Source organism: Burkholderia crassaminum, from assembly GCF_964265005.1.
GTDB lineage: Bacteria > Pseudomonadota > Gammaproteobacteria > Burkholderiales > Burkholderiaceae > Burkholderia.
This window is the reverse complement of the sequence record NZ_OZ183801.1, coordinates 920,425-945,175: the sequence shown is the minus strand read 5'-3', so window position 1 is coordinate 945,175 and position 24,751 is coordinate 920,425. Positions and strand designations below refer to the sequence as shown.

At 65.7% G+C, this 24,751-nt stretch carries 13 protein-coding genes and 2 pseudogenes; 4 read left to right on the top strand and 11 right to left on the bottom strand.

The genetic code is table 11. The features are described 5' to 3' along the window. The first annotated feature begins 131 nt into the window (after positions 1-131). Positions 132-746: a pyridoxamine 5'-phosphate oxidase family protein gene (locus tag ACPTTF_RS37360; protein WP_347814777.1), complete on the top strand. Its 615-nt coding sequence runs from the start codon at positions 132-134 to the stop codon at positions 744-746. A gap of 218 nt (positions 747-964) precedes the next feature. Here ACPTTF_RS37360 and ACPTTF_RS37355 read toward each other — a convergent pair whose 3' ends face one another. From ACPTTF_RS37355 to ACPTTF_RS37335, 5 genes and pseudogenes are all read right to left on the bottom strand, one after another. Next, positions 965-2,173: a hypothetical protein gene (locus tag ACPTTF_RS37355; RefSeq protein ID WP_166959074.1), complete on the bottom strand. Its 1,209-nt coding sequence runs from the start codon at positions 2,171-2,173 to the stop codon at positions 965-967. A gap of 29 nt (positions 2,174-2,202) precedes the next feature. After that, positions 2,203-2,886 carry a hypothetical protein gene (locus ACPTTF_RS37350; protein ID WP_423372498.1) on the bottom strand — a complete coding sequence of 228 codons (684 nt, stop codon included), beginning with the start codon at positions 2,884-2,886 and terminating at the stop codon, positions 2,203-2,205. 19 nt (positions 2,887-2,905) lie between these two features. Continuing rightward, on the bottom strand, positions 2,906-4,102 hold the full coding sequence (locus ACPTTF_RS37345) for a hypothetical protein (RefSeq protein WP_423372634.1): 1,197 nt from the start codon (positions 4,100-4,102) through the stop codon (positions 2,906-2,908). A gap of 57 nt (positions 4,103-4,159) precedes the next feature. Then, a pseudogene (locus tag ACPTTF_RS37340) lies at positions 4,160-4,312 on the bottom strand (double zinc ribbon domain-containing protein); the annotation flags it as partial. 599 nt (positions 4,313-4,911) lie between these two features. Further along, positions 4,912-5,040 carry a hypothetical protein gene (locus ACPTTF_RS37335; RefSeq protein ID WP_021162513.1) on the bottom strand — a complete coding sequence of 43 codons (129 nt, stop codon included), beginning with the start codon at positions 5,038-5,040 and terminating at the stop codon, positions 4,912-4,914. Between the two features lie 226 nt (positions 5,041-5,266). On the opposite strand from ACPTTF_RS37335, the gene ACPTTF_RS37330 reads away from it, so the two are divergent. Beyond that, positions 5,267-6,226, top strand: coding sequence for a hypothetical protein (locus ACPTTF_RS37330; RefSeq protein WP_423372497.1), 960 nt, complete (start codon positions 5,267-5,269; stop codon positions 6,224-6,226). A 309-nt stretch (positions 6,227-6,535) separates the two neighbouring features. Continuing rightward, the gene (locus ACPTTF_RS37325; protein ID WP_423372496.1) at positions 6,536-7,645 is read left to right on the top strand and encodes a DNA alkylation repair protein; all 1,110 of its coding nucleotides are present in this window, start codon (positions 6,536-6,538) and stop codon (positions 7,643-7,645) included. A gap of 214 nt (positions 7,646-7,859) precedes the next feature. Here ACPTTF_RS37325 and ACPTTF_RS37320 read toward each other — a convergent pair. Together ACPTTF_RS37320 and ACPTTF_RS37315 are read right to left on the bottom strand one after the other, a co-directional pair. Further along, positions 7,860-7,979 (bottom strand): annotated as a pseudogene (locus ACPTTF_RS37320) (ABC transporter substrate-binding protein); the annotation flags it as partial. 425 nt (positions 7,980-8,404) lie between these two features. Further along, the gene (locus ACPTTF_RS37315; RefSeq protein ID WP_423372495.1) at positions 8,405-10,153 is read right to left on the bottom strand and encodes a cholesterol oxidase substrate-binding domain-containing protein; all 1,749 of its coding nucleotides are present in this window, start codon (positions 10,151-10,153) and stop codon (positions 8,405-8,407) included. Between the two features lie 907 nt (positions 10,154-11,060). On the opposite strand from ACPTTF_RS37315, the gene ACPTTF_RS37310 reads away from it, so the two are divergent. Further along, positions 11,061-11,894: a response regulator transcription factor gene (locus ACPTTF_RS37310; RefSeq protein WP_423372494.1), complete on the top strand. Its 834-nt coding sequence runs from the start codon at positions 11,061-11,063 to the stop codon at positions 11,892-11,894. A gap of 418 nt (positions 11,895-12,312) precedes the next feature. Here the strand turns inward: ACPTTF_RS37310 and ACPTTF_RS37305 are convergent, their stop codons facing one another. From ACPTTF_RS37305 to ACPTTF_RS37290, 4 genes are read right to left on the bottom strand one after another with little or no spacing between them, the layout of a single operon-like run. Further along, positions 12,313-14,016, bottom strand: a complete 1,704-nt coding sequence (locus ACPTTF_RS37305; protein WP_423372493.1) for a cyclic peptide export ABC transporter — start codon at positions 14,014-14,016, stop codon at positions 12,313-12,315. A 37-nt stretch (positions 14,017-14,053) separates the two neighbouring features. Then, positions 14,054-14,533 (bottom strand): hypothetical protein, encoded by a 480-nt coding sequence (locus tag ACPTTF_RS37300; RefSeq protein ID WP_423372492.1) that lies wholly within the window; start codon positions 14,531-14,533, stop codon positions 14,054-14,056. A gap of 53 nt (positions 14,534-14,586) precedes the next feature. Further along, complete coding sequence (locus ACPTTF_RS37295) at positions 14,587-15,243, bottom strand: glycosyltransferase family 25 protein (protein WP_423372491.1); 657 nt, start codon at positions 15,241-15,243, stop codon at positions 14,587-14,589. Further along, positions 15,240-24,734 carry an amino acid adenylation domain-containing protein gene (locus ACPTTF_RS37290; protein WP_423372490.1) on the bottom strand — a complete coding sequence of 3,165 codons (9,495 nt, stop codon included), beginning with the start codon at positions 24,732-24,734 and terminating at the stop codon, positions 15,240-15,242. Before ACPTTF_RS37290 ends, ACPTTF_RS37295 begins: the two co-directional genes overlap by 4 nt. Positions 24,735-24,751 lie beyond the last annotated feature (17 nt).

The following is a 24,751-nucleotide window of genomic DNA, read 5'->3' as shown; positions in this document are numbered from 1 at the left end:
AGGCGCGTCGCGCAGTCCGGGAAATCGCGACGGCATGAACGGGCAAACGGCGAGCGGGCGGCGCGTGTACGATGGCAGCACGGCGCGCCCGGTTCATCCCCGCGCCGCAACGTCGACGCAAGGATGCTGATGTGAATCACGAGATCACGACCATCGCGCAACTCGAGGCGATCTACGGGACACCGCACGAACGTGCGATGTGGAAGGAAATCGATCACCTGAACGACGACTATCAGGCATTTGTGCGCGCGTCGCCGTTCGTCGCGCTGTCGTCGGTCGGGCCGCACGGCACCGATGTTTCACCGCGCGGCGATCGCGCGGGATTCGTGTCGATCGTCGATCCGAAAACGCTCGCGCTGCCGGATCGGCCGGGCAACAACCGGATCGATACGCTGCGCAATATCGTGGCCGATCCGCGCGTGTCGCTGCTGTTCCTGATTCCCGGGGTCGGCGAGACGTTGCGCGTGAACGGCCGCGCGACGATCAGCGCCGAGCCCGACCTGCTCGCGCGCCTTGCCGTCGACGGGAAAATGCCGCGCACGGTGCTGTTGATTCATATCGACGCGGCCTATTTCCACTGCTCGAAGGCCCTCGTGCGTTCGCGTCTCTGGGATCCGGGCGCGCGGATCGAACGTGACAGTCTGCCGAGCGCGGGTGCGATGCATCGGCGGCTGAGCGGTGGCACGTTCGACGGCGAATCGTACGATCGCGAACTCCCGGCTCGCACCGTCGCTGGGCTGTACTGAGCGCGGCGACGGCGATCCACGCGCGCATCGGATCGACGGCGCGGATCGCACGTCGCATTGCACGGCCGCGTTGCACGACCGAAGTCGTACGAGAGCCCGCGGCGCAGGCCGGGAACGGCTACGTCAGGCGCCGGAGCGTGCCTGTCGTTTGCGCGAGGCCCGCGGCCCGCGGCAATACCTGACCGCGGGCCGCGCGTTGATCCGCGATCATGCAGCCGTCACGCGTGACGGCGCGCCCCGCATTCGCCGCAGAACAGGTCGTCGGCGGCCATCGGCTTGTGACATTGCGCACACGCTGCGGCTTCGTCCGCAGCGGGCGATCCCGTATCCGGTGTCGGCAGCGAAGCCGTGCCCGTCGCGCCGGCCGTGTGCGAATCGCGAGCCTTCGCGAGGTGATCGGCGGCGCGCTCGCGTGCCTGTTCGGCGTGGCGTTTCGCGTCCGCGACGTGCTGGCTCAGTTTCTCTTCGGCCGCGGAGAAATCGACGCCGCTGACCGTCTGCAGATAGATGAGGCACGTGCCGTTGACGAAGGTCAGGAACGGAATCACGAGGCCGATCGCGAACAGCAGGCCGTTGCCGAAGCCGTACGCGCCCAGATAGGCCATGCTGCGGTAGTCGAATCCGCCCAGGCCGCCGAGCCCGCCCTCCGCTGCATCCGCGCCGAGGCCGTAGGCGCCGGCGTGCCGGCCGAGGCCGCCCAGGCCGCCGAGCGAGCCCATCAGGCCGCCCAACGGGCTGGTGCCGGTTGCCGCCGAGATCGACGACGCGATCGCGGCGCCCGTGCCGAGAATACCGAATACGATCGCGGACAGGACGCCGACGAGCAGCAGCAGCCCGAACATCCTGACGATCACGCCGAGCAGCTGGCGGCGGCCGATCTGCAGCAGGCGCGCGGCGGTCTGCAGCGTCGAGTTGCCCTGCCAGATGGCGGGCGCGGCAAGCGGATAGCCGACGTACCACATGCCGGCGAAGATCGCGCCCGCGACGATCGCCGCGATCGGATACGCGATCGCATACAGCAGCGGGCCGAGGCCCGGGATCTTGCAGACCAGGAACACGATCAGCAGCGCGAGCAGAAACAGTATCCAGCCGACCGCGAGCAGCACGCCGATCCCGAGAAGGCGGTGGACGGTGAACGTCGCTTGCAGCAGCGCGTCGACGAATCCGACCGGCTCGCCCTGCGCATCGCGCATCAGCACGATGCCGACCGCCGAATAGCCGATCAGCGAGATCGCGAAGGTCGCGATGATGAACAGCAGGCCGAGCACGGGGCTGTGACGGAGTACCTGGATCGTGAGCATGGCCATCAGCATGCTGGCGACGATCGCGAAAGCACACATCGCGAGTGCGCGCCAGTTCGTGACCGCCTCGGCGGCGCGAAGTAGTCCGAACTTCCCCGACACGGGGGCTTGATCGAGCGTTGACATTGTTGAATCTCCTTGCAGGTGCGGGCCGGTCAATGTGCGGTGGGGGCGTCGAGCAGCGCGACGACGGTGACGCCGTCGACCTGCGCGAGCTGGATGCTGGACTGCCGGACCGAGCCCGGCTTGCCGTTCAGATAGACCTGGCTTTTCAGCGTGTAGGTGCCTTGCGGCGCACCCGACGGCAGTTTCAGCGTGAAGCTGTTGTCGAATTCGCCGCTGCCCGGCGTCGCGTTGACGACCTTCTCGCCACGCTTGAACTGCTCGCCCGACGGCGCATAAACGGTCACGACTTCCTTGACCTCCTGGACGGGCTCGTTCGTGCCGGACACCGCGCGAATCTGCGAGGCCAGCTTGATCGGCTCGCCGGTCTTGACGGCGGAGCGCGGCGTCACGACCGTGGTGTACGCGTCGATCTTCGCGTACGGCGGCAGGTTGTTGCGGTTGTTCGCGCGGTAATCGCGATCGACTTCGGCCGCTGTCTTCGTCTGCCGCGTCGCGACTTCGATCACGGCGCATGCGGCGAGCCCGGCAACCGCGCCGCCGATCGCGCCCTTGGTGCCGCCGATCAGCGCGCCGACCAGTGCGCCGCCGGCGCCGAGCGCCGTACAGCGCAACACGGATTCGGACGAGATCCCGCCGGTCCCGTTCTGGGTGGCGCAGCCGCTGGCGAGCAGGGTTACCGCGCAGGCCGCGGCGAGGGTTTTCTGGATGGTCATGTCGGTGTTCTCCGGCGCTTCATTCAAGTGTGCTGTTGTTGCGCAGTGCATCCATCTGCCGCGCCTTCGCCTTGTCGATGAGCGTCTTCGCCGGACGGTTGCCGGGCTCGATCGCAAGTACGCTTTCCGCTGTCGCGACGGCCTTGTCGTACTGGCCGCGCGACAGGTCGCCCTGCGCGCGTTTCAGCAGGCCGTCGACGGCGGGCGATGCAGGGTTGGCCGCCGTAGAGGGGCGCACGGGCGGTGTAGGGCGCGGCTTGCTGCGCGATGCGTCCGCAACGGCGGCAGGTGCAGGCGGCGCGGGCGTGTCGTCCTGCAGTTTCGCGAAGGGCGACGTTTGCTGTGCGTTCGCAGAGGCCGGCGCCGTGTTCGACGACGGTGCTGTCGCGGGTGCGGAAGCCGTCGCGACATTCGTGACGACAGCCGGGCCCGACGCGGGCGAGGTCGTAGCTGCGGCGGCGGTGGCCGTATCGATCGGCGCGGACGCTGGTGCGTCGGCCGGCGTCGTCGCAACGACCGCGCTGGCGATGACGGTACCCGCACCAGTGATGTCCGACGCGGCGTTGGCCGTGACGGCCGGAACCGCGGATGCGGCGACCGGTTCGGGCGTTGCGGGTTCGCTCGCCTGGCGGCCGTGCCACCAGAATGCGCCGCCCGCACAGGCGACGGCGACCGCGACGCCCGCTGCAATGATCTTGAGTTTTGCCGACGGATCGTCGTTCGTCGTCGCGGGCTGTGTGATCGGCCGGGGTACCGCGTCGGATTCCGGACGTACGGGTTCGGCCGACGCCGGCGGGGTATCGGCATTCGGTACGTCTTGAGATTCGGCAACTGCTTCGACGGCGTTCATTTCGTCGGCGGTGAGCGCCGCGCCGATGCTTGCCGATGCACCCGCAGGCCCGGACTGCACATCGGTGACGACGGGCGCGACATGCGATGCAGCGGCCGCGTCGCCGCGATGGTCTGCCGCTGCCGTGTGCGTGGCGTTTGCCGCAGTGTCGTGCGATTGCAGTGGTGCGCTCGCGCGACCAGATTCCGGATCGGTGATGCTCGCGACGTGCGGGATGTCATTCGGGGTGGTGTTCGCTGCCGGTGATTCGACGTCGATATCCGTTTGCGCACTTTGTGCGGTTGCGATGCCGTGCGCGGGCTCGTGAGCCGATTCCGCGGCCGCGTACGCGGGTTGCCGTGCCGACTCGGCCGGCGGCGCGGGCACATCGATGTCGATCGTGCCAACGTCATTCGCGGATGCGACGGGCGTCCCGCACTTGTTGCAGAAACGCTGGTTTGGCGTCAGAACGGCATGGCAGCCCCGGCATGGTGTGCCGGCCGCTTCGTTACGGGGGGCCGCAACCGGTGTTCCGCATTGCCTGCAGAACTTGAGGCCGCCGGGCAGATCGGTCCCGCAGTGGGTACACGCAGTCATAATTCAGTAATCCTCTTCGTTTTGTCGATCGACGTGAGGGTGCCGTGCGGGCATGCGCACGTTTGTCGAATCGCGGGATGGCGGCGTACCGGACGCGTGCTACGAAGGCGCGCGACGCGGAACGGGCCGCTCAGCGCGGGATATCAGTCGGAATCGGGACGGCCGCACAGGAAGTGCGGCGTAGAGAAGAAGAGATCCGGCCGACGTGAATTGGCACGTACGGCCCAACGGATCCGGATGCCCCGGTATTGAATGGCGAGTTCAAGCTTTCCCCGTTTCAGTCGCCAGGTTGAATCCGGCAGACTGTTTTCATTATTTCGATTGATAATACAAATGGTCTTATGCAGCGGATATTACACTGAAATTACAAGGTTTTGCCATCCGCCAATCGTGTGACGGGGCGTGTCGCACCGCAGATGCGCGGCACGGGTGCTGGATGTGAAGTCATGGCATTGCCACGTGCTACAGGTCGCGTCGACCGGCCGCATTCACGACGGAAAGGTGTGTAGGCTCCCGCGAGCGCTCGGCGGTTTGGGAACGAACGTCATCGCGCAGGAAGGATTCCGCCCGACAATGCGCGTCTGCCGTCACCGCTGCCCTCACAACAGACAGACTCGACGCAGCGTGACCGTGCGCAGATACACGGATTTATCGAGCCACGGCACAAACACGTACTCGTCGTATGCGTCGCAGCCGATCAGAATCCAGTGGGACAGAACGTTGGACATGATGGTCTCCTTGACTCGGCTCGTTTCTCGCTTTGATGTGACGGGCGCCGACGTGCAGCGGTCGTTGTCCGTCGTGCTCTCACACACGGTATACCCGGCGAGCACGGCGCCTATTCCCGAAGTCGCGCGATACATTTCCCGGGCGGCATGTCGACGATCGCGGGAATAAACGGGCCTGCTTCCCGGTATGTCGATCACGCACCGGAGGCATCGAGAGGAGGCGCCAATGCACTACAGGGAGCGACAGGCCCGGGACGCGGCGGGCCGGGTGCAGCGAGATCGCGAGGGCGCCCTGAACGTGGGCGAGGCCCAACGGTCATCGTGGTTGCAGGAGGGCGCCGGCATGCGCCCGCCGCGGCGCAATCGTGCACCGCGTCCCGCACCGCACACGCATGGCCCCGATGCCGGTCAACCGGCGTCGGCGCATGACCGGATGCGCAAGACCGCACGAAGGCTGCAGCTCGGGTCCGGCATCCTGCTGTGGCTCTATATTTCCATTCACATGGTCAATCACGCGCTCGGCATCTGGTCGATCGATATCGCCGAGCGCGGGCTGCACCTGGCGATCGGGCTCTGGCAAAGCGTGCCCGGAACGATCGTGCTGTACGGCGCGGCCGGCCTGCATTTCGCGCTGGCGATCCGCACCATCTACGGCCGCCGGCACTGGTCGCTGCCGCCCGCCGAATGGCTGCGTCTCTGGGCGGGACTCAGCCTGCCGATGCTGTTGATACGCCATGTCGTCGGGACCCGGGTGGCGACCTCGTTCTATGGCTTCGAGCCGAACTACGAACGGGTCATCGTGTCGCTCCTCACGAGCGGCACGCAGGGGCTGCAGATCGCGCTGCTCGCACCGGGGTGGGTCCACGGCAGTCTCGGGTTGTGGTTTCATCTGCGCCGGCATGCGTTGTTTCGTCGCGCGAGGTTCGTGCTGCTGGCCATGCTCGTCCTGCTGCCCGTGCTGTCGGCGGCGGGCTTCGTGCAGATGACGCGCGCGATCGTGCCGGAAAGTCTCGCCGTACCGGCGCCCGATGCGGCGCTGGTTGCGCATCGCGCCGCGCTCGATAGCTGGCGGCATCTCCTCGTCGCCGGTTATCTGTCGCTGATTGCGATTGCCTTCGCCGGCGGTCAGTTGCGAAACCGGCTCTGGGGCGGCGGTTCGCACGATCCATCCCGTGAGCCGCGGTAAGAACCAACGCATGAATACCGCACGCCCGCTCGCGGTTCGCCATCCGCGCGCGTCGGCTGCACCGGCACCGGCACCGGCACCAGCACCAGCATCGGCATCGGCATCGGCATCGGCATCGGCATCGACATCGACATCGACATCGACATCGACATCGGCACCGGCACCGGCACCGGCACCGGCACCGGCACCGGCATCGGCATCGGCGCAAGCCGGCCACGCGAAGTCTGCTGACAGAGTCTGGCAGGAGCTTCGGCGATACTGTGCGCTTTCGCACCCGATGATCCGCGGCGCATGTCGGATCCCCTCGCCATGACAACCACTCAAGTTCCCGTCCCGCTGAAGGAATCGCTGGGGAAGCAGCAATTCCACGCGCTGTCCGACGTGCTGCATTCGATCGAGCCTGCCTTCGACCGGCCGGCATTTCTGGCGACGGCGCTCGACGGCCTCGACGGCTTGACGCTGATGGAGCGCGTCAGGCGCGCCAGTGTCGCGATCGACACGGGCGCACGACCGCTACCGGGCGGGTACGATGCCGTGCTGGCCTTGTTGGAGGAGGCAGCGCCTCGATTGGGCCGGGGTTTCATATCGCTGATCGCCCCCGATTACGTCGGGCACTACGGTCGTCACGCCTTCGACCGTTCGATGGCCGCGCTGAAATACTTCACGCCGTTCGGCACGTCGGAATTCGCGGTGCGCGAATTCCTGCGCATCGACCAGGCGCGGGCGCTCGCAACGATGGAAGCCTGGTCGCAGGATGCGGACGATGCCGTACGCCGGCTGGCAAGCGAGGGAAGTCGCCCGCGTCTGCCCTGGTCGTTCCGGCTGCGTGAGATCGAGGCCGACCCGGCGCTGGCCGCGCGGATTCTCGACAACCTTCGCTCGGACTCGAGCGCGTATGTGCGCCGCTCGGTCGCGAATCACCTGAACGATGTGGCGAAGACGCATCCGGCGTGGGTGCTCGATCGGGCCGAACGATGGGGCGGCGACCATCCGCATACGCGATGGATCGTCCGTCATGCGCTCCGCACCCTCGTGAAGCAGGGCGATGCGCGAGCGCTCGCGATACTGGGTGCCGACAGCGCACCGCGTCTGGATATCGGCCCGTTCGACGTGACGCCCGCGCAGGTAGTGCTCGGCGAGTCGATCACGCTTGCCTGCGAGCTGCAATCGACGGCCGAGACCGCGCAGCGGCTCGTCGTCGATTACCGTATCGCGTATGTGAAGCAGAATGGCGACGCGTCGCCGAAGGTGTTCAAGCTGAAGGGGCTGACGCTCGAACCCGGCCAGCGCGTCACGCTGCGGCATAGTCGCCTGATGCGCGATTTCACGACGCGCCGGCACTATGCGGGCCGGCATGAGGTCGAGCTGATCGTCAATGGCCAGGTCGTTGCGCGATCGTTTTTCGAGCTCGCCGTGTGAGTGGGGGGCGGGCTCGGTGGAAGTTGCCATGTGCGTTCCAGCGCGAGGGCTACCGAGTCGACAGAGTTCTGTCTCGTTGTCGTGAGTAGCCAATTGCTTGACTCGGCCGTGTACCGCCGCTTCCATCGGCAATACGTCCGCCCTGATATCTGCAGTCGCCGAACCGGATCAACCACCGGCGTACCCGGCTCGGCCTGCAAGCGTGCCGCTATGGTCAATGCAGCCCGCTGAAACGTGGATCAATATACGCATCGACGTCCTGAGACTGCTTGTACACGCCATTGCGCACGTTGAACGCATTCGCGTTTCGCGTCGAGCCATGGATCGAATTGACGGATGTGTCGGACAACGTCGAGTAGACCGGGAAGGGCAGGGCCGAATGATCGTTGCGGGCCTGGCCGCGGGGTGATGTGGCCAGCACATCGACTGGAATGAAAATGGCCGACAGTGGTGTATGTAACCGTGAGCGCTGTCTCCGACGTCGGCGAGTCGCTACGACCGCGAAATGGTTCCGTGCAATCCGCATACCTCGCCCGCAGATGCCCGTGCGCGGGTGTCAGGTGATGGAATCAGGATCCGGACAACAGCGGACCCTCGTCAACCACCTTACCCCCGTCGACTACCAGGCCGGGTCGATCGCCGCATGAGGCGCCGTACGTGAAATCGAGGCAGGGTCGCGACTGTCCAGCCACGATTGGCGTTCAAGCGAACGCCATCGGCACAATCCACGAATTTCGACTCCGGCATCCGCCGGGATCGCTACGGCATCAACCGATCCAGCAGCGGCGACCGGAAGATCCGGTTCGGGTCGTAGCGTTCGAGGGTCGCGCGCGCCGCATCCCACGTGCTCGGCGCCGGCTGTCCTTCACGATGCAGGTTCGGAATCGTGCTGGTGAGCATCGTGTCGTCTTGCCAGGCAGCTGTATCGGTGTAGCCCCAACCCTTCGACCATTCGGGGCGAAGCGTCGCATACGAACCGGTGTAGTTCGAGAGCATCCATTGCTCGATCTCGCGATAGAAGCGATCGGCAGACGGCGTGCCCGGTAACGTCAGAATATCGAACCACACGGCGACGTCCCAATCCGGCCGGTCGGGGCGCGGCTTGAGTGCGGACAGGGTGGGCACGGCTGCGCCGGCGCCGACATCGGCCGGCTTGTCGAGACCGGTGATACGGATTTCGACGGGACCGTTCATCGGATACTCGCCACGCGCCTTGTACGTGTCGACGCGGTTCTGATAGAACTGCACGAATTCGCTGATCACGCGCTGCACGTCGGCGCGCCGCGCCAGTACCGCGTAGCCGTTCGCGGTGACGCGCAGCGTCGTCGGTCGAATGTACTGCAGCACGGTGCGCGACCAGCCCCAGATATCCCCGCTAAGCGTGAGCGCGAGACCGGCGGCCGTGATGGCCAATTGCGTCTGGCCGAACAGCGGCGTCAATGCGCCTTCGCCGCCGATCACGATCCGTTTGACGAGGTCCGAGATGGACTGCGGGATCGAATCGGAGAACGGATAGTTGTACGGCTGCGTGACGGCGCGCGACAGGAACGGTTTGCTGGGCGTCGGCGTCCAGACCTTAAGCCACGGGCTGGAGGTGAACGGGAACCAGATGGCTTCCACCCGGCCCGCACGATCGAGATACGACGCGATCGTGCGGCCCGACGTGCCGGCCGGCGCAAACAGTTCGGATGCCGGAATGTCAACGTAGCTCTGGCAGCGTAGCCGCTGGTTCGGGCCCGCCGTCAGCGTGACTTCGACGACGAACGCCCGCCCGATGTGCGTGAGGAACGCGCCGATCTCGGGATCGCTGCGCTCGAACCGGCGCAGCACGTATTGCTGCCGGGCCGGATCGTACACGACCGCGGTGAGCGCGACCACGAGGTTGCTCAGTGAGCCGTAGGTGTGGCCCGGTTGCAAGGTTTCACCGGCCGCCGGCACGGCAGTGCCATGTGCATCGATCGCGAGCGCACCGCCGAGCGTGATGTCGCCTGGCGCAGGCGCGGCAATCACACCGAGGCCATACTGCTCGAGCGTCGCGAGCAACGACTCCAGCGAGATGCCCGTTTGGGCGGTGACGCGCGCCGGACGTGCCGACGTGTCGACGGAGACGGCCGTCAGCGACTTCGTCGTATCGAGCAGCACCAGGTTCGCGGCACCGGCGCCCGGATCCAGCGTCAGCGGCGACCAGTTGTGCATGTACCCGCGCGGGCGGATCCGGTAGCCGTTCGCGCGCGCCCAGTTGACCGCCGCGACGACGTCGTCGGCAGAGCGCGGCGCGGCGGTCCATACGTCCTGCACCGCGATTTCGCCGCTCCAGTTCTGGAACGCCTGCTTGTAAAGCGGGATATCGGCCGGGAAACCGGGCGGCGTCGCGTCAGCGGTCCGCGCGTTGGCCGCAATCTGGTAGAGCGGCGTCCAGCCGGTGACGACGCCTGCGGCCGCGAGCTTCGCCATATCGGCGAGGAAAGCGCGGCGCGACGCAGGTTCGTCTCGGAAGTCTTGACTCATGGTGTGCTCCAGTTTTTTCGGAATGGTTTTGACAATCGGAAAGACGACTGATGACGCGTTGATACCGGGATGCGGCAATTCGAACAGCAGCGATGCGAGGTAAAGCGTTGGCCGGTCAGGATTGAAAAGGCGACCGGTTCGGCGATTCGCGGACGCGCATCACCGCGGACCTCTGGAAGGAAATCCAGAAGTTGCCCGGTTTCTTATTCAACTGGCGCGGGCCTGTCCTGTCGGCAGGCGAGTAGGGGAATTCGACTGAATATCGCGTGACGAAGCGCTAGCCGCGACGATCAATAAAGGACGATTGCGCGTGAATATTTATTCTCATGTTTCACATTTTTAAATAAAATCACTCGCAATTTAAGATCGGTTGATGATTCACCCCTTGCAGCGCCGAAATGGTATCAATCTGTTCGATGTGTGACAAGCGGCGCTCGATGCCAAAAGCACGGTGGAGAACGAATAATCCTGGATGAAATCCACCCCAACTTCTCTCGAGCGATGTTTCGCAAACGGAAACAAAACAGAAACTAAAGCTCCCGCGCGCAATGCATGGCTGGATTGTTGCGAAATATCGTGGCAAATAATGGCGAATCTATTCATTCAAAACTGGTGCATCAATCGATTTCAGTTTTGTTGAACGAAGCGCCTGAAGAAAATATCCAATTGACTGCAAAATATCTTAAATCGTAGATATCATACGAAGCTAGGGTATTCGTGCATCAAATCAATCAAAGGAATCGTTTCGACTTTTTTGTTGCGTTTTATTCGGTAAACACGCCAAGAGCGCGCTTTTATTCCGCCACACTCAATGACTGAAATAAATGTTCCAGCTTATGGCAGGGTTCGCCAGCAATCGTCAATCCCTGCGCCGCCGTCCTCAAGCACGCACAACAAGGAGAGTCAGATGGTCGCGATCTTCGCGAAGCTCGGGAAGGTGATTTCGAGCGCCGGCAGTGAGCGGTTCGCATCCGACATGCATGCATTGCTGGTCGGATCGATTCCGGTCGCAACCACCAGGATGACGGAATGGACGCTCGACGAGCCGGCGGGCGAAGTGGTCCACGTGGAATCGCTCGGTGCGTTCGGCGCGACGCGCGACGACGGACGCGGCGGCGCACCGGTCGTGCACGGCGAGCGGGAACCGGCGACGCATCCACTGCGCAACCGGATCGTGGCCGCTTGCGACCGGCAGCTCATTCACGTCGATCCGCTGATGCGGCGCGGCAACGGCGGCGAGGTCGTGCCGCCGCGTGGGGCGGGCGTGGGATTCCAGTGCCACCTCGTGTCGCGCAAGGCGAATCGCCGCTACGTGATCTCGTTGCATCGCGCGGCGTCGCATGACGACTTTTCGTTGCAGGAGATGTCGTTCCTGAGAAATTTCGCGGATACGCTGCTGCCGCTCGTCGAGTGGCATGCATCGACGCGGCGGCAGGGCGTGCGCGAAAGCGGGACGCCGCGCGGTGCGATGGCGCTCGGGTCGGGTGTCGAGGCGCTGCGCCACGAGTTTGAATCGCGGCTTGCGCGCGCCTCGGTCGTGCTGTCGGCGCGCGAAAGCGAAGTGTGTCTCGGCCTGCTCGCGGGCAAGATGCTGCGCGAAATGGCCGGCGAGCTCGGCGTCAAGGAGAGCACGGTCGAGACGTACATCAAGCGTGCCGCGGTGAAGCTCGGCATCAGCGGCCGGCACGGGCTCACGAAATGGATGATCGACAATTGCGTGCCGTGCGCATCGGCGGCATGACGCCGCTTCCTTTCGCAAATCGGATCGCGGTCCCGGCTTCGGCTGCTTCATCGACCCTCTGTTCAACTCTGTCGGAAGACGCCTGACGAGGCGTTGAAGCTGCGCGCGCCGCGCGCCGACATGATCCGAACATCGTGCCGCTCATCCATTTGTCGCGGATATCCGGGACAAACCGACGAAGCACCGACCATCGAATCCGGTGCGACGCGCGGCGCCGCGGGTCAGATCGACGCATTCGGCCCTTGAAGCGGTCGCCGGCCCGGGCGATCCGCCGTTCGTTGAAAACGGGATCGTCACATGACGAAGCGGCATCGTCCGGACGCCCGCTCGTTGCACGGAGGGTTCGACGGTCGTACGCGCGAACACCCGCATCGCATCGTCGCCGCCGCCGATGACACCCGGCGGCCCGGGTCACCGGTCATCCTGCCATGTCGGCGCTGACGGGACACCTGGCCGAATCCGAGAAGATGCGACCGCTATCCAGGCGAATGACCCGACCGGCCAGCCTGAAATACTGATCGTCATGGGTCACGATGATCACGCATTTCCCCCGCGCTTGCAGATCGGGCACCAGCACTTCGTAGAAGAATTTCTTGAAAACCGGATCCTGGTCGGCAGCCCATTCGTCCAGGATATAAATCGGGCGATCCTCGATGTAGGCGCAAAGCAACGCCAGTCTCTTGCGCTGCCCCGTCGACAAGGCCGTGGTCGTCGAGTACGTCTTGTCGTGAATTTCGATCTTGCCGGCCAGCTTGAGGGTTTCGAGGTATTCCCGCGCACGCTCGCTGCTCGCGCTTTCATGGTCCGGCCCGATGATGCGATTGAATAGATGGAAATCGGTAAATACGGTGGAAAACAGATTCCGGTACGGCTCCCGCGCATCATCGTCGATGACCTTTCCGTCCAGGGCAATATGGCCTTCGGTTGGCGCATAGAGGCCGCTGAGCACCTTCGCCAGTGTGCTTTTGCCGCTGCCGTTTCCACCAATCACATAGATCAGTTCTCCGGCGTGAATCGTCAGGTTGACGGGGCCCAGGACGAAGTCGACCGACGACGCGTTGTCACGGTAGGTCATCTTGACGTCGCGCAACTCGATACGCTGCCATGACCTGATCGGCGTGGATTCCCCCATGCCGGGCGAGGGCGGCTTGCCGAATGAATCTGGCGTGTCGTCGATCAGGAAACCGAATTCCGCGAGTCGGGCGAGGGCGGTCTTGCCCTCGGCCACGATCGGCAGAATGTTGATCAGCATGGTCAGCGGCCCCATCATGTAGAGCACGGCCAGGATGCTCGCCGTGAGTACGGCGGGATCCACGACGCCGAGAGACGGCACGCCGAACAGCAGGAATCCGAGCAGGACCGCCACGGTGACCTGGCCGATGCTGTCGCCGGTCATGAACCAGAAGCGTTCGATGAAGTTGTAGCCCGCCACGCGCCGTGACGAGACTTCGATCGCCGCCTTGGTGAACCAGCGTCGTCTGGCCCGGTTGAGCTTGAGTTCCTTGATGCCGAACACGAGGCTGTGCGTGTATTCGTTGAACTGGACGAACTCGTCGCGCACGCGTTCCGTGAAATTGGCCGCCTTTCGATAGAACAACAGGTAGAGCACCAGGCCGACGATCGTCAGCGTGACCGTCGACGCGAAAACGATCCACGACAGATAGGCGAGATAGGCGACGCTGCACATCAGGATGACGGATTGAACCAGGATCGTCGGTATGGTGAGCAGGGTCTGGCTCAGTTGCGGAATGTCTTGCGTCAGCATCGTCAGCACATGCGGCGCGCCGCGCCTGTCGATGTCTTCCAGCGGCGTCGCCAGGATGCGCTTGCACAGGTTGACGCGCAATCGCGTCATGATCTTCATGCACGCGTAGGACGGCATCGCGGCAGCGCCGCTCCGGCAGATCACCGCGACGACGTTCACCGCGATGAAGATCATCAACAGCATCGGTCGATCGTCCTGGTCGTGAAGCACCCGGCTGATCAGGCCGACGCCCGCGATCGACGCCACGCCGCTGATGAGGCCCGTCAGGACCGTGCCCAGGGTCAACCAGGGATGACTGCGCCACATCAGGGTGACGGCTGAGTGCCACGGCGGCGATTTGCTTTGCGCGGAGTCCATGAGTCGCTATTCGGAGAGGCGTGAAAACGGGAAGGGCTCAGTTGACCAGGTGACTGAGTTCGATGACGTGTGCCGCCGATCTCAATCTCGACGAGGCCTCGTGCCTTCCGAGAAACGTGATGCTTTCGACGATTTCCAACGGCGAATCGGAAAACAGGATGCAGCACTTCAGCAGGCGCTGCGCACGGTCCCAGCCGACGTTCATGGAATCGGCCACGCCCTGCAACGCAGCCTCGACCGACGCGGCCGTCCAGCCGTCGTTCCGGATCAGCTGCGACTCGATCAGCCGAAGAAATTTCAGGAGGGTGCGGGGATTGCTTTCGATGCTGTACATGAGGATGTAATCGATCCGCAGTTTCTTCGTGATCAACGGAAAAATCAGGTCGATCACGCCGGCGGTCGATTCACATTTCCCGTAAGCCAGCGAAATCGCCTCGCCGAGCTTGCAGTCCCGGTGAAGCGCATCCAGCGCGGCCTGTACGAACGCCGCTTCATGGTCAACGGTAGTGATTTGCATGATAGTCAATGGCCTGTCGAGTGATGGATCGCGGCGAGCGTGGACCGCAGGCGTTACCAGCCATCCGGAATGGGCATGGAATAGGTCAGCGGCTTTTCCGGCATGACTTCGTCCATGATGTCGGAGTAGCCGGACTCCTGGCCGACCAGATTGGGCTCGAAGCAGTAGCAGTTGAACGTCTTCTGCAGGACGAGGTTGTTGCGGTCGTTGATGGCCGGCGGATGCTCGTTGATCGCGATGAACGCGTCGTAAAGCGAGTGCCTGACGACGTACGCATGCGCGGTCAGCGTCTCCACCGTCTTGACGACGTTCGGCGCGACGGGAATGGGCGGTGCGAAGTGATACGCGCCCAGAAACAGCATGTGCCAGTCATCCGGCACCTGCGCGATGAAGTCGGGGAAGCGCACGGCGAAATCGGCGGCGAAGAACGCGTCGTCCTCGAAGATCAGGACTTCGCTCGCGCCGGCGGCCTTGGCCTGTTTGACGGCGGCGAGATGGCTCATCGTGCAGCCGTAGTCCTGCGGACGCATGTGGCTCAAGGATTCCGGTACGCTCACCAGCCTTGCATCGACGGCGGGCAGCCGTTCCACCGTGAGGATGTTCTGCTCGGCGAATTTTCGCTGCATCGCCTCCCAGCGATCGGGACGCCGGTCCAGGTTGATGCAGACCTTGCGGGCGAAAGTGTTGTCGATCGTCGGCGTTGATTTCATGAGGGCGTTTTTTCCAGGAACTGATTGACATGGGCAGCGAGGACACCGGCATGCGGATCGAGCAGCATGGTCAGGTGGTCGCCAGGGACGTCCGTCACCTCGACGGAAAGCGCCGAGAAGCGTGACCACCCCCAGGCCGGGTCCAGGCGAAGCTGCGCGATCTCGGGCGACGGGTCGTAGTCGCCAGGATCGCGCTCGGTACTGCGGAACAACGCGATCGGCACGGGCAGCGGAGAAGCTTGCGGCGCGTAGTGCGCCTTGAAGTTGGCCTGATAGACGCGCAGATAGGCGCGCAGGCGGTCGGGTCCGGCGTCCGCGAACCAGCTGCCGCGAGCGCCGATCCGGTCGAGGATCAGGCCGGCCTGGCCGTCGGGATCGAGCGGGACGAGGTCGTCTCGCGTCACCTGAAGGTCGGTCCCGAGGAAGGTGCCGATTTCGTGGGCGATCGCGACCAGCCATTCGGTGTCGTCCCAGTCCTGCCAGTAGGTGGCGGCCGGGCTGTCGATGGGTGCGGACGCATCGAAGATCGCCAGCAGCTTCACGACGGCGCCCTTGGCGACGAGCTGCCGGCTCATTTCGAGCGCCACCTGCGCGCCGAACGAGTGGCCCGCCAGGTAGTAAGGGCCCGCGCCCACCAGCGGCCAGATGCGTTCGATGTGACGGGCCGCGATGTCTTCCACGCGGGTGAGCGGCAGGCAGGCGCCGTCGAGGCCGAGCGCTTCCAGCCCGTGAATCGCGTGGGTTCCGCTCAGGTGGTTCGCGAGCGGGTGGAAGTAGACGACGTTCCCGCCGGCGCCCGGCAGGAGGAACAGCGGCGCAGCGGGACCGCCGTCGCGGATCGGCACGAGCCCGCCGGCAGGCGCGGACGGTTCCTGCGTGGCCAGCGCCGCCGCCAGTTTCCCGATCGTCGGATTCTCGAAGAGACAGGAAATCGGCAGCCGGCGATCGAACGCTTTCTCGACATTGGCCATCAGCTGGATCGCGATGATCGAGTGACCGCCGAGATCGAAATAGTTGTCGCTGACCGTGATGTCGTCTCGCTTGAAGATCCGCTGCCAGATCGCCAGCAACGTGCTTTCGTGTGCCGTCGGCGCGACGGCGCGTGCCGCCGTAACCGGACCGGCGGCGGGTTGGACGGCAGGGTCGGCCACGCCGCGCGGCGCGCCCGGCTGGCCACCGGCAGCCGGCCCATCGGCGAGCTGGCCGGTCAACTGGTCAGGCTCGGCGGCGAATCGCTCCAGCAACGCGCGGAGGGTGTCCAGCATCTGCCGCACCACGTCGGGCGCGACGCGGTGTGCGTCGTGCGAAATTTCGAAGCCGATGCGCTCGTTCGGGTGCACGGTCAGGGTCAGCGGGTAATTCGATTCCGCGAAGGCGCGGGTGTCGAGGATCTCGATGTCGTCCGGCCCGAGATCGGGAGCAGCGGCAACCGGGAAGTTCTCGAACACCAGCAGGCTGTCGAACAGGCTGTCGCGGGCGGGCAGTTCGCTCCATGACTGGATATCGACCAGCGAGCTGTACGAATGCGGTTCCATGGCCGCCTGGGCTGCGTGGACCTCCGCCAGCCATTCGACGAAGGGGCGCTCCGGCGCGATGCGCAAGCGCAGCGGCAGCGTGTTGATGAACAGCCCCGCGATTGACTCGACGCCGTCGAGCATCGGCGGGCGACCGGACACGGTGACGCCGAAGACGACGTCGTCCGTTCCGGCGTGGCGCCGCAGCACCAATGCCCAGACAGCGCGGATCAGGACGTTGAGGGTGACGCGATGGGTGCGCATGAGCGCTTGCAGCCGCGCGGCCAGGGCCTCGTCCAGCAGGAATTGCTGGGTCCGCCGCGTAGCCTGCCGAGCGGCGTCGCCGGCGGCCTGCCGGGCCGGACCGGCCGCGATCGGCGTTGCGGCATGGAACCCCGCCAGTTCGGCGCGCCACCAGGTTTCGTCGGCCGGGCGAGGATGGCGGGCGAGCCAGTCGATGTACGTGCGGTATCCCGGCGCCGATGCGGCGGCCGCGGGCGCGCCGGTGCGGACGAGCGACAGGTAGTCGTCGAACACTTCCTTCATCAGGATGGCGGTGCTCCAGCCGTCGAGAATGATGTGGTGCGCGCTCCAGCAGAAGCGATGGCGCGTGTCCGTTTCCTGGATCAGCGTGCAGCGGAACAACGGCGCGCGCTGAAGATCGAAGCCGCGCCGCCGGTCATCGGCGAGGAAAGCGTCGAAGTCCTGCGCACGGCGGGACGCATCGCGGGATCGCCAGTCGAGGCACGTCCACGGCAGGTCGACCGTGTGCAGCACGGTCTGGACGGGCTGATCGCGATCGGCCCACGCGAACGCGGTGCGCAACACGGGATGGCGCGCGAGCGCATGGGCCCACGCTTGCCGGAGCGCCGGCACCTGGAGCGGGCCGCGGACGACGAAGCTGAACTGCTGGAAATAGGCGGCGGGATCCAGGTCGTACAGCGAATGGAACAGAATGCCCTGCTGCAGCGAAGAGAGCGGGTAGCTGTCCTCGATGTCGTCCCATGCGGTGTCCTGGACCGACGCCGCGAAGTCGAGCAGGCGGTCCTTGAAGTGCGCGGCCAGGTTCTCGACCGTTTGCCGCCGGTGCAGCCGCTCGCCGTAGCGCCAGTCCACCTGAAGCCTGCCGTCGACAACGGCGGCGACGATCTCGAACGCATGCGTGCGCTGCGACCGCTCGGCACGCAGCGAACCGAGGTCCTCGGCCGCCGGGCGCCAGCCTTCGGATTGCTGCAACACGGTATCGAGCTGCCCGTGATAGTTGAACAGGATATCGGCGTTCGGCAGCGCGGCGAGACCGTCGCGCACCGCGTCGTCGGGGCTCAGGTAGCGAAGCAGCGAATAGCTGAAGCCTTCGGCCGGAATCCTGCGCAACTGCTGCCGTGCGGCACGCAGCGCTTCCTCCGGCGTGTGCCGGGCGTCGGCCTCGAGCACGACGGGGTAGATGGAGGTGAACCAGCCCACCGTCCGGGTGAGGTCGAGCGGCGCATCCGACACGTGGCGGCCGTGACTCTCGAGATCGATCCGGGTGCGGGCGTTGCCCGTGACCATGCTGCAGGCTTGCGCAAGCGCGGCGAGCAGGACGTCGTTGATGCGGGTGTCGTGGGCCCGCGGCAGCCGGCGCAGCAATGCCGTCGTGGCGGCTTCGTCCAGCTCGAACGACACGGACGCCGCGTCGCCGACCGCGTTGCTGGCCGCACCCGCGGCCGGATAATCGACCGGCATCGGTTCGACGGGCTGCGCGACGAGGGCCTGCCACAGCCCGGCTTCGTTGCCGATGGCCGGCGACCGGCTCAGTTGCTGCAGATGCAACGCCCATTCGCGGAACGAAGTTGTTTTCTCGGGCAGCGGCTGGCCGTGGTAGGCGGCATGCAGATCCTCGAGGAGCACGCGCCACGACACGCCGTCCACCGCCAGGTGATGGACCGACACGAACAGGCGGGCGAGCGGCTCGTCCGCCACGCAGAAGAGCCGGGCCGTCAGTAGCGGGCCGTGCGTGATGTCGATGCCGCGTTCGGCTTCGGCGGCGGCGGCGCGCATCGCCGCCAGGCGCTCGCCGGCGTCGCCGGCGATCTCCCGCTTCGCGAAGCATGCGGGCGCCTCGCCGCCGGCGACGACTTCCTGGGTCCAGCGGCCCGCGCTGCGCGAAAAACGCAGGCGCAATGCATCGTGATGTTCGTGGACTTGCCGGAACGCGTCGGCGAGCCTCGACGCGTCGATATCCGCCGGCACCTGGATCAGGACCGTCTGGTTGTAGTGCGACGGCGCATCGGTCTCCTGCTCGAAGAACCAGTGCTGCACCGGTGTGAGCGGCGCATCGCCCAGCGGGCTGACGCTCGACGCATACGTTGCCCGCTCTTCGGGTGCGGCGGCCAGCTGCGCGATCGTCTGGTACTGGAACAGCTGTTTCGCCGTCACACGAAGTCCCGCCCGATTGGCGCGCGCGATGACCTGAATGCTCAGGATGGAATCGCCGCCCAGTTCGAAGAAGTTGTCGTGGATGCCGACCGAAGGCAGTTGCAGCACGTCTTGCCAGATTGACGCCAGCAGGATTTCCCGGGGCGTGACGGCCGGCGCGTGCGGCAGGGCCGCGTCGATCGTGTCCGCGGGCGCAGGCAACGCCTTGCGATTGATCTTGCCGTTGGGCAGCATCGGCAAGGACACCAGCGCGACGAACTGCGACGGCACCATGTAGTCAGCGAGCTTGCCGGCCAGATAGGCGCGAAGATCGGCGAGGTCCGGCGTTGCGGTCGCGATATAGGCGATCAGGAACGTTCGGATGCCTTCCGTTTTCGCGATCACGACACAGTCGTCGACCTCCGGATGCGTGCGCAGTGCCGCCTCGATCTCACCGGGTTCGATGCGCAGGCCGCGCAGCTTGATCTGATGATCGATGCGGCCGAGGAACTCGATATTACCGTCGGGGCGGTAGCGCGCGAGATCGCCGGTGCGGTAAAGGCGCGCCCGCGGGTCGGTCGAGAACGGGTCGGCGATGAACTTCTCGGCGCTCAGTTCCGGCTCGCCGTGATAGCCGAGCCCCACCGGCGTGCCGCCGATCAGCAGTTCGCCCGCGACGCCGAGCGGCGTGGGCTGCATGTGCGCGTCCACGATATGAAGGCGGGTATTGGCGATGGGCCGGCCGATCGGGACGATGCGGTGCGGGTCGTCGCGCTTGCACTCCCATGCGCTCACGTCGACGGCGGCCTCGGTGGGGCCGTAGAGGTTGTACAGCCTGACGTCCAGGCGCTCGAGGCAGCGTTGCTGCAGGTCGTAGGGCAGCGCCTCGCCGCTGCACACGACGCGGCGCAGCGACGCGCAGTGCGCGTCGAGGTCCGGATGGTCGAGGAAGGCACGCAGCATCGACGGCACGAAGTGAATCGTGGTGATCCGTTCACGCGCGATGAGTTCGGCCAGATAGTCGGTCTCGCGCTGTCCGCCGGGTCGGGCGAACACGAGGCGCGCGCCGGTGACGAGCGGCCAGAAGAATTCCCAGACCGAGACGTCGAAGCTGAACGGGGTCTTCTGCAGGACGGCGTCGTCGGCGTCGAGCGAGTAGGCGTGCTGCATCCAGAGGATGCGGTTGGTGATCGCGCGATGGGTGTTGAGCGCGCCCTTGGGCCGGCCGGTGGAACCGGACGTGTAGATCATGTAGGCGAGGTTGTCGCCGCTCAGATCAGGCTCGGGGTTGGCCACGGCGTCGGGATCGAGGTCGAGTTCGCTGGAATCGACGACGATCAGGGCGGCTTCGGTGTCGGGCAGCGCGTCGCGCAGATGCTGCTGGGTGAGGAGCCAGCGCAACTGCGCGTGCTCGATCATGAAGCGCACGCGCTCGGCGGGATAGTCGGGGTCGACGGGGACGTAGGCGCCGCCGGCCTTGAGGACGGCGAGCAGCGCGACGATCATGTCGAGCGAGCGCTCCATGGCGACGCCGACGAGGGCGTCGGGCCCGACACCGAGGGCGATGAGCCGGTGCGCGAGGCGGTTGGCGCGCAGGTTGAGTTCGGCGTAGGTGAGCGTGTCGTCGTCATGGACGGCGGCGACGGCATCGGGCATGCGCGCGACCTGTTGTTCGAACAGGCGGTGCAACGGTTGAGCGGCGGCCTCGCCAAAATCCGTTTCGGTCTGGTTCCACTCGACGGTCAGCAGGTTCCGCTCCGCTTCGCTCGTCAACGCAAGCCCGCCGAGCGGCCGGTCCGGATCGGCGATCACGGCATCGACGAGCGTGCGGAAGTGTTCCGCCATGCGATCGATCGTGGCGGCGTCGAACAGGTCCAGGTTGTATTCCAGCGAGCCCGCCAGGCCGTCGTCGGCATCCTGGATATGGAGCGTGAGGTCGAACTTGGCGGTGTGGGTCTCCACCGACACCGGCGTCGCCACGAGACCGGGGAAGATCAGCGCCTGGGATTGCGCTTTCTCGTACGCGAACACGGCCTGGAAAACCGGCGTGCGGCTCAGGTTGCGCTCGAGCTTGAGCGAATCCACGACCTGTTCGAACGGAATCTCCTGGCGGCTATAGCCGTCCAGCGCGACGCGCTTCACGCGCGCCAGCAATTCGCCGAAGCTCGGATTGCCCGACAGGTCCACGCGCAGCGCGAGCATGTTCGCGAAGAAGCCGATCAGCGGCTCGGTCATGCTGGAGCGCCGATTGGCGATCGGGGAGCCGATGACGAGGTCCTGCTGATGGCTGTACCGCGACAGCAGCAGCGCATACGCAGCGAGTACGACCATGAACGTGCTGGTGCCGGACGCACGTGCGATCGCGCGCAGGCCGTCGGCGCGTTCGCCGTCCAGCCGGAACGGCAGCACCGCGCCGCGGAACTGCTGGATGGCGGGGCGGGGACGGTCGGTGGGCAGTTCGATCAGGTCCGGCGCGTCCGTCAGCGATGCGCTCAGAAGCGCCAGTTCCCGATGCGTATCGGCGGACGCCAGGCGCTCGTGCTGCCACACCGCGTAGTCCGCGTACTGGATGGCCAGTTCCGGCAGCGGCTGGCCTGCATAGAGCGCGGCCAGTTCGCCGATGAGGATGCCTGACGACCACGCATCCGACACGATGTGATGCATCACGACGCCGAAGACGTGCAAATCCGCATGCACGCGATACAGCACGACGCGATAGAGCGGCCCGGCGGTGAGATCGAACGGGCGATCGGCTTGCTCGGCGAGCAGCGCGAGCGCCTCGGACTCGCTGGCGACGTCGACGACGTCGAGCGCGACCGGCGCGGGCGGCGCGATGCGCTGGACCCCGAGGCCGTCGATGGCGGGAAACGTCGTGCGCAGGATCTCGTGACGCCGGCTGATCCCGGACACGGCGGCCCGCAGGCGCGAGAGGTCCAGTGCGCCGTCGAAACGCAGCGCGCTCGAGATGTTGTAGGCGGCCGACGGGCCTTCCAGTTGCGCGAGGAACCACAGGCGCTGCTGCGGAAAGGACAGCGGCAGGTCGTTCGCGCGCGAGCGGGGCAGGATGTTGCCGGCCGTCGCACCGGCGCGGGGTGACGACGCCTCGATCAGGTCGGACACCGCGCAGATGGTCTGGAGTTCGAAGATCGCGTCGATGCCGATCTCGACGGAGAAGCTGCCCCAGATCCGCGAGACCAGCTGCATGGCCTGGAGCGAATCGCCGCCGTAGTCGAAGAAGCGGCCGGCGAGATCGACGGCCGGGTTGTCGAGCACGTCGCGCCAGATGCGCAACAGTTCGAGCTGGACCGGCGTGGCGTCGGGACTGGCCGCGTCGGGCGCCGCGGCCGGCTCCATGGCCAGCAGCGCCGGGCGATCCAGCTTGCCGTTGGCGTTGAGCGGAAATTCGGCGATCAGGACGATGTCGGACGGGACCATGTAGTCCGGCAGTTTCCCGCCCAGGAACGCCCGGAGGTCCGGCACGTTCAGGCTCGCGGAACCCTTGACGTAGGCCGCCAGCTTGCGCACGCCGTGAGCCGATTCGCGCAGCATGACCGCCGCGCCGACGACCGCCTCGTGCGCGGTGATCGCGGCCTCGATCTCGCCGAGTTCGACACGGTGCCCGCGAATCTTGACCTGGTCGTCGACGCGCCCATAGCACTGGATCCGTCCGTCGGGCAGCCATCGGCCGATGTCGCCGGTGCGGTAGATGCGCGCTTCGCCGGGGAACGGATGCTCGACGAATTTCGCGGCGGTGACGTCGGGTCGCAGGTGGTAGCCGCGTGCGAGGCCGGCGCCGGCGAGGCAGATTTCCCCCGGCACGCCAAGCGGGACCGGCCGCAGGGCCTCGTCGAGCATGTACACCCGGGTGTTGGCGATGGGCCGGCCGATCAGCACCGAAGCCGGCACGTCCTCGACGCGCTCGACGATGCAGCCGACCGTCGCCTCGGTGGGACCGTACTCGTTGTAGATTTCGATCGACGGATCGATCTTCCGCAGCGTCGCGATGTGCTGGGGCGTCAGTTCCTCGCCGCCGACGATCACCTTGCGCACGCCGGAGCGTGCCAGGTTCATGTACTCCAGCAGGTGAATGTGGGTCGGCGTGAGCTTGAGGGTGTCGACGCCGCTGCCGGGCTGGAACATCCGGGCCAGAATGGTGTCGATGCTTTCCGACTGCGGATAGATGCGCAGCGCCTTGCCGCGCACCAGCGGGCAGAAGAGGTTGGTCAGCGTGAAATCGAAGCACAGCGAGCTGTACAGGCCGAAACTGCCGGTCGTGCTTTCCGGAAAGTAGTACTCGACGGCCCACGCGATGTAGTGGGCCAGGTTCCGGTGTTCGAGCAGGCAGCCTTTCGGGCGCCCGGTCGAGCCGGACGTGTAGATCACGTAGGCCAGGTTCGCCGGTTCGGCGCGGCACGGCGGATTGTCCGGCAGCGGCGTCCAGTGGGGGAGCTCCTGGTCCAGCAGCAGTGTCACGCCGGAGAACTCGTACCATTGCGCCAGTTGACTCGACTGGGTCACCAGCAGCGACAGGCCGGTGTCGCCGAGAATGTGATTGATCCGTTCGGCCGGATAGGCCGGGTCCAACGGAACGAACGCCGCCCCTGCCTTCAGGATGCCGAGAATCGCGACGATCATCCATTCTGAACGTTCGAGCATGACGCCGACCAGCGATTCCTGCCCGACGCCGTAATGTTCGCGCAACTGATGCGCGAGGCTGTTGGCCCGGGCGTTCAGGTCGGCGTAGGTCATCAACGCACTGTCGGTGACGAGGGCCGGCGCTGCCGGCGTGCGGGCGACCTGCGCTTCGAACATCTCGACGACCGTCGGATGGCGAGGGCCGGCCGCCGCGGTTTCGTTGAAGGTGGCCAGCTGCCGGCGCGCGTCCGGCGCGCGCGAGTCGATGTCGCCGACCGGCTGGTCGAGGTGTTCGAATGCCTGCATCACAGTGGCGAGGCCGCTTGCGAAACCGTCCATGACGAATGGCTCGATGGCGCCGGCATGACGAATCTCGATTTCGCCGCGCGCCAGTCGCAGGTGCAACTGCAGGTCGTCGTCCTGCCCCGTCAGCGCATGGTGCACCCGATCGTCCGCCAGCGAGACCTTCGTGAGCTGCGCGAGCGCCAGCTCCTTTTCGTGACGCACCAGCGTTTCGAGCGGGAATTGATGCTCGGCATAGCTTTCCTCGACGATCCCGGCCACGCGCGACAGGTAGTCCTCGATGCGCTCCTCGGGACGGACCTCGATGATCAGCGGAATGGTGCCGACCCGGGTCGACGGGTGCTCTGCAAGCCCCGGCGTGCCGAGCACCGTGACCGGCGTCCGGAAGTATTGCCAGAGCAGGAACGCAATGCCCGCCGCCGTGACGGCGAATTCGGCAAGCTCGCCGTCGCCGATGCGCCGCAACACGTCGAGCGACGCGGGCGTGAGCGGCACCGTGCAGGATAGCTGGCGCCCCGGTTGCGGGCTCGGCGCGTGCGCGGCGATCCGGTAGGTGCCGGTGACCAGGGACAGGCTTTCGCGCCAGAATCGCGCGGTGTGCGCATAGCGATGGTCGGTGACCAGCACGTTATTGTCTTGCACAGGAAACTCCTCGATAC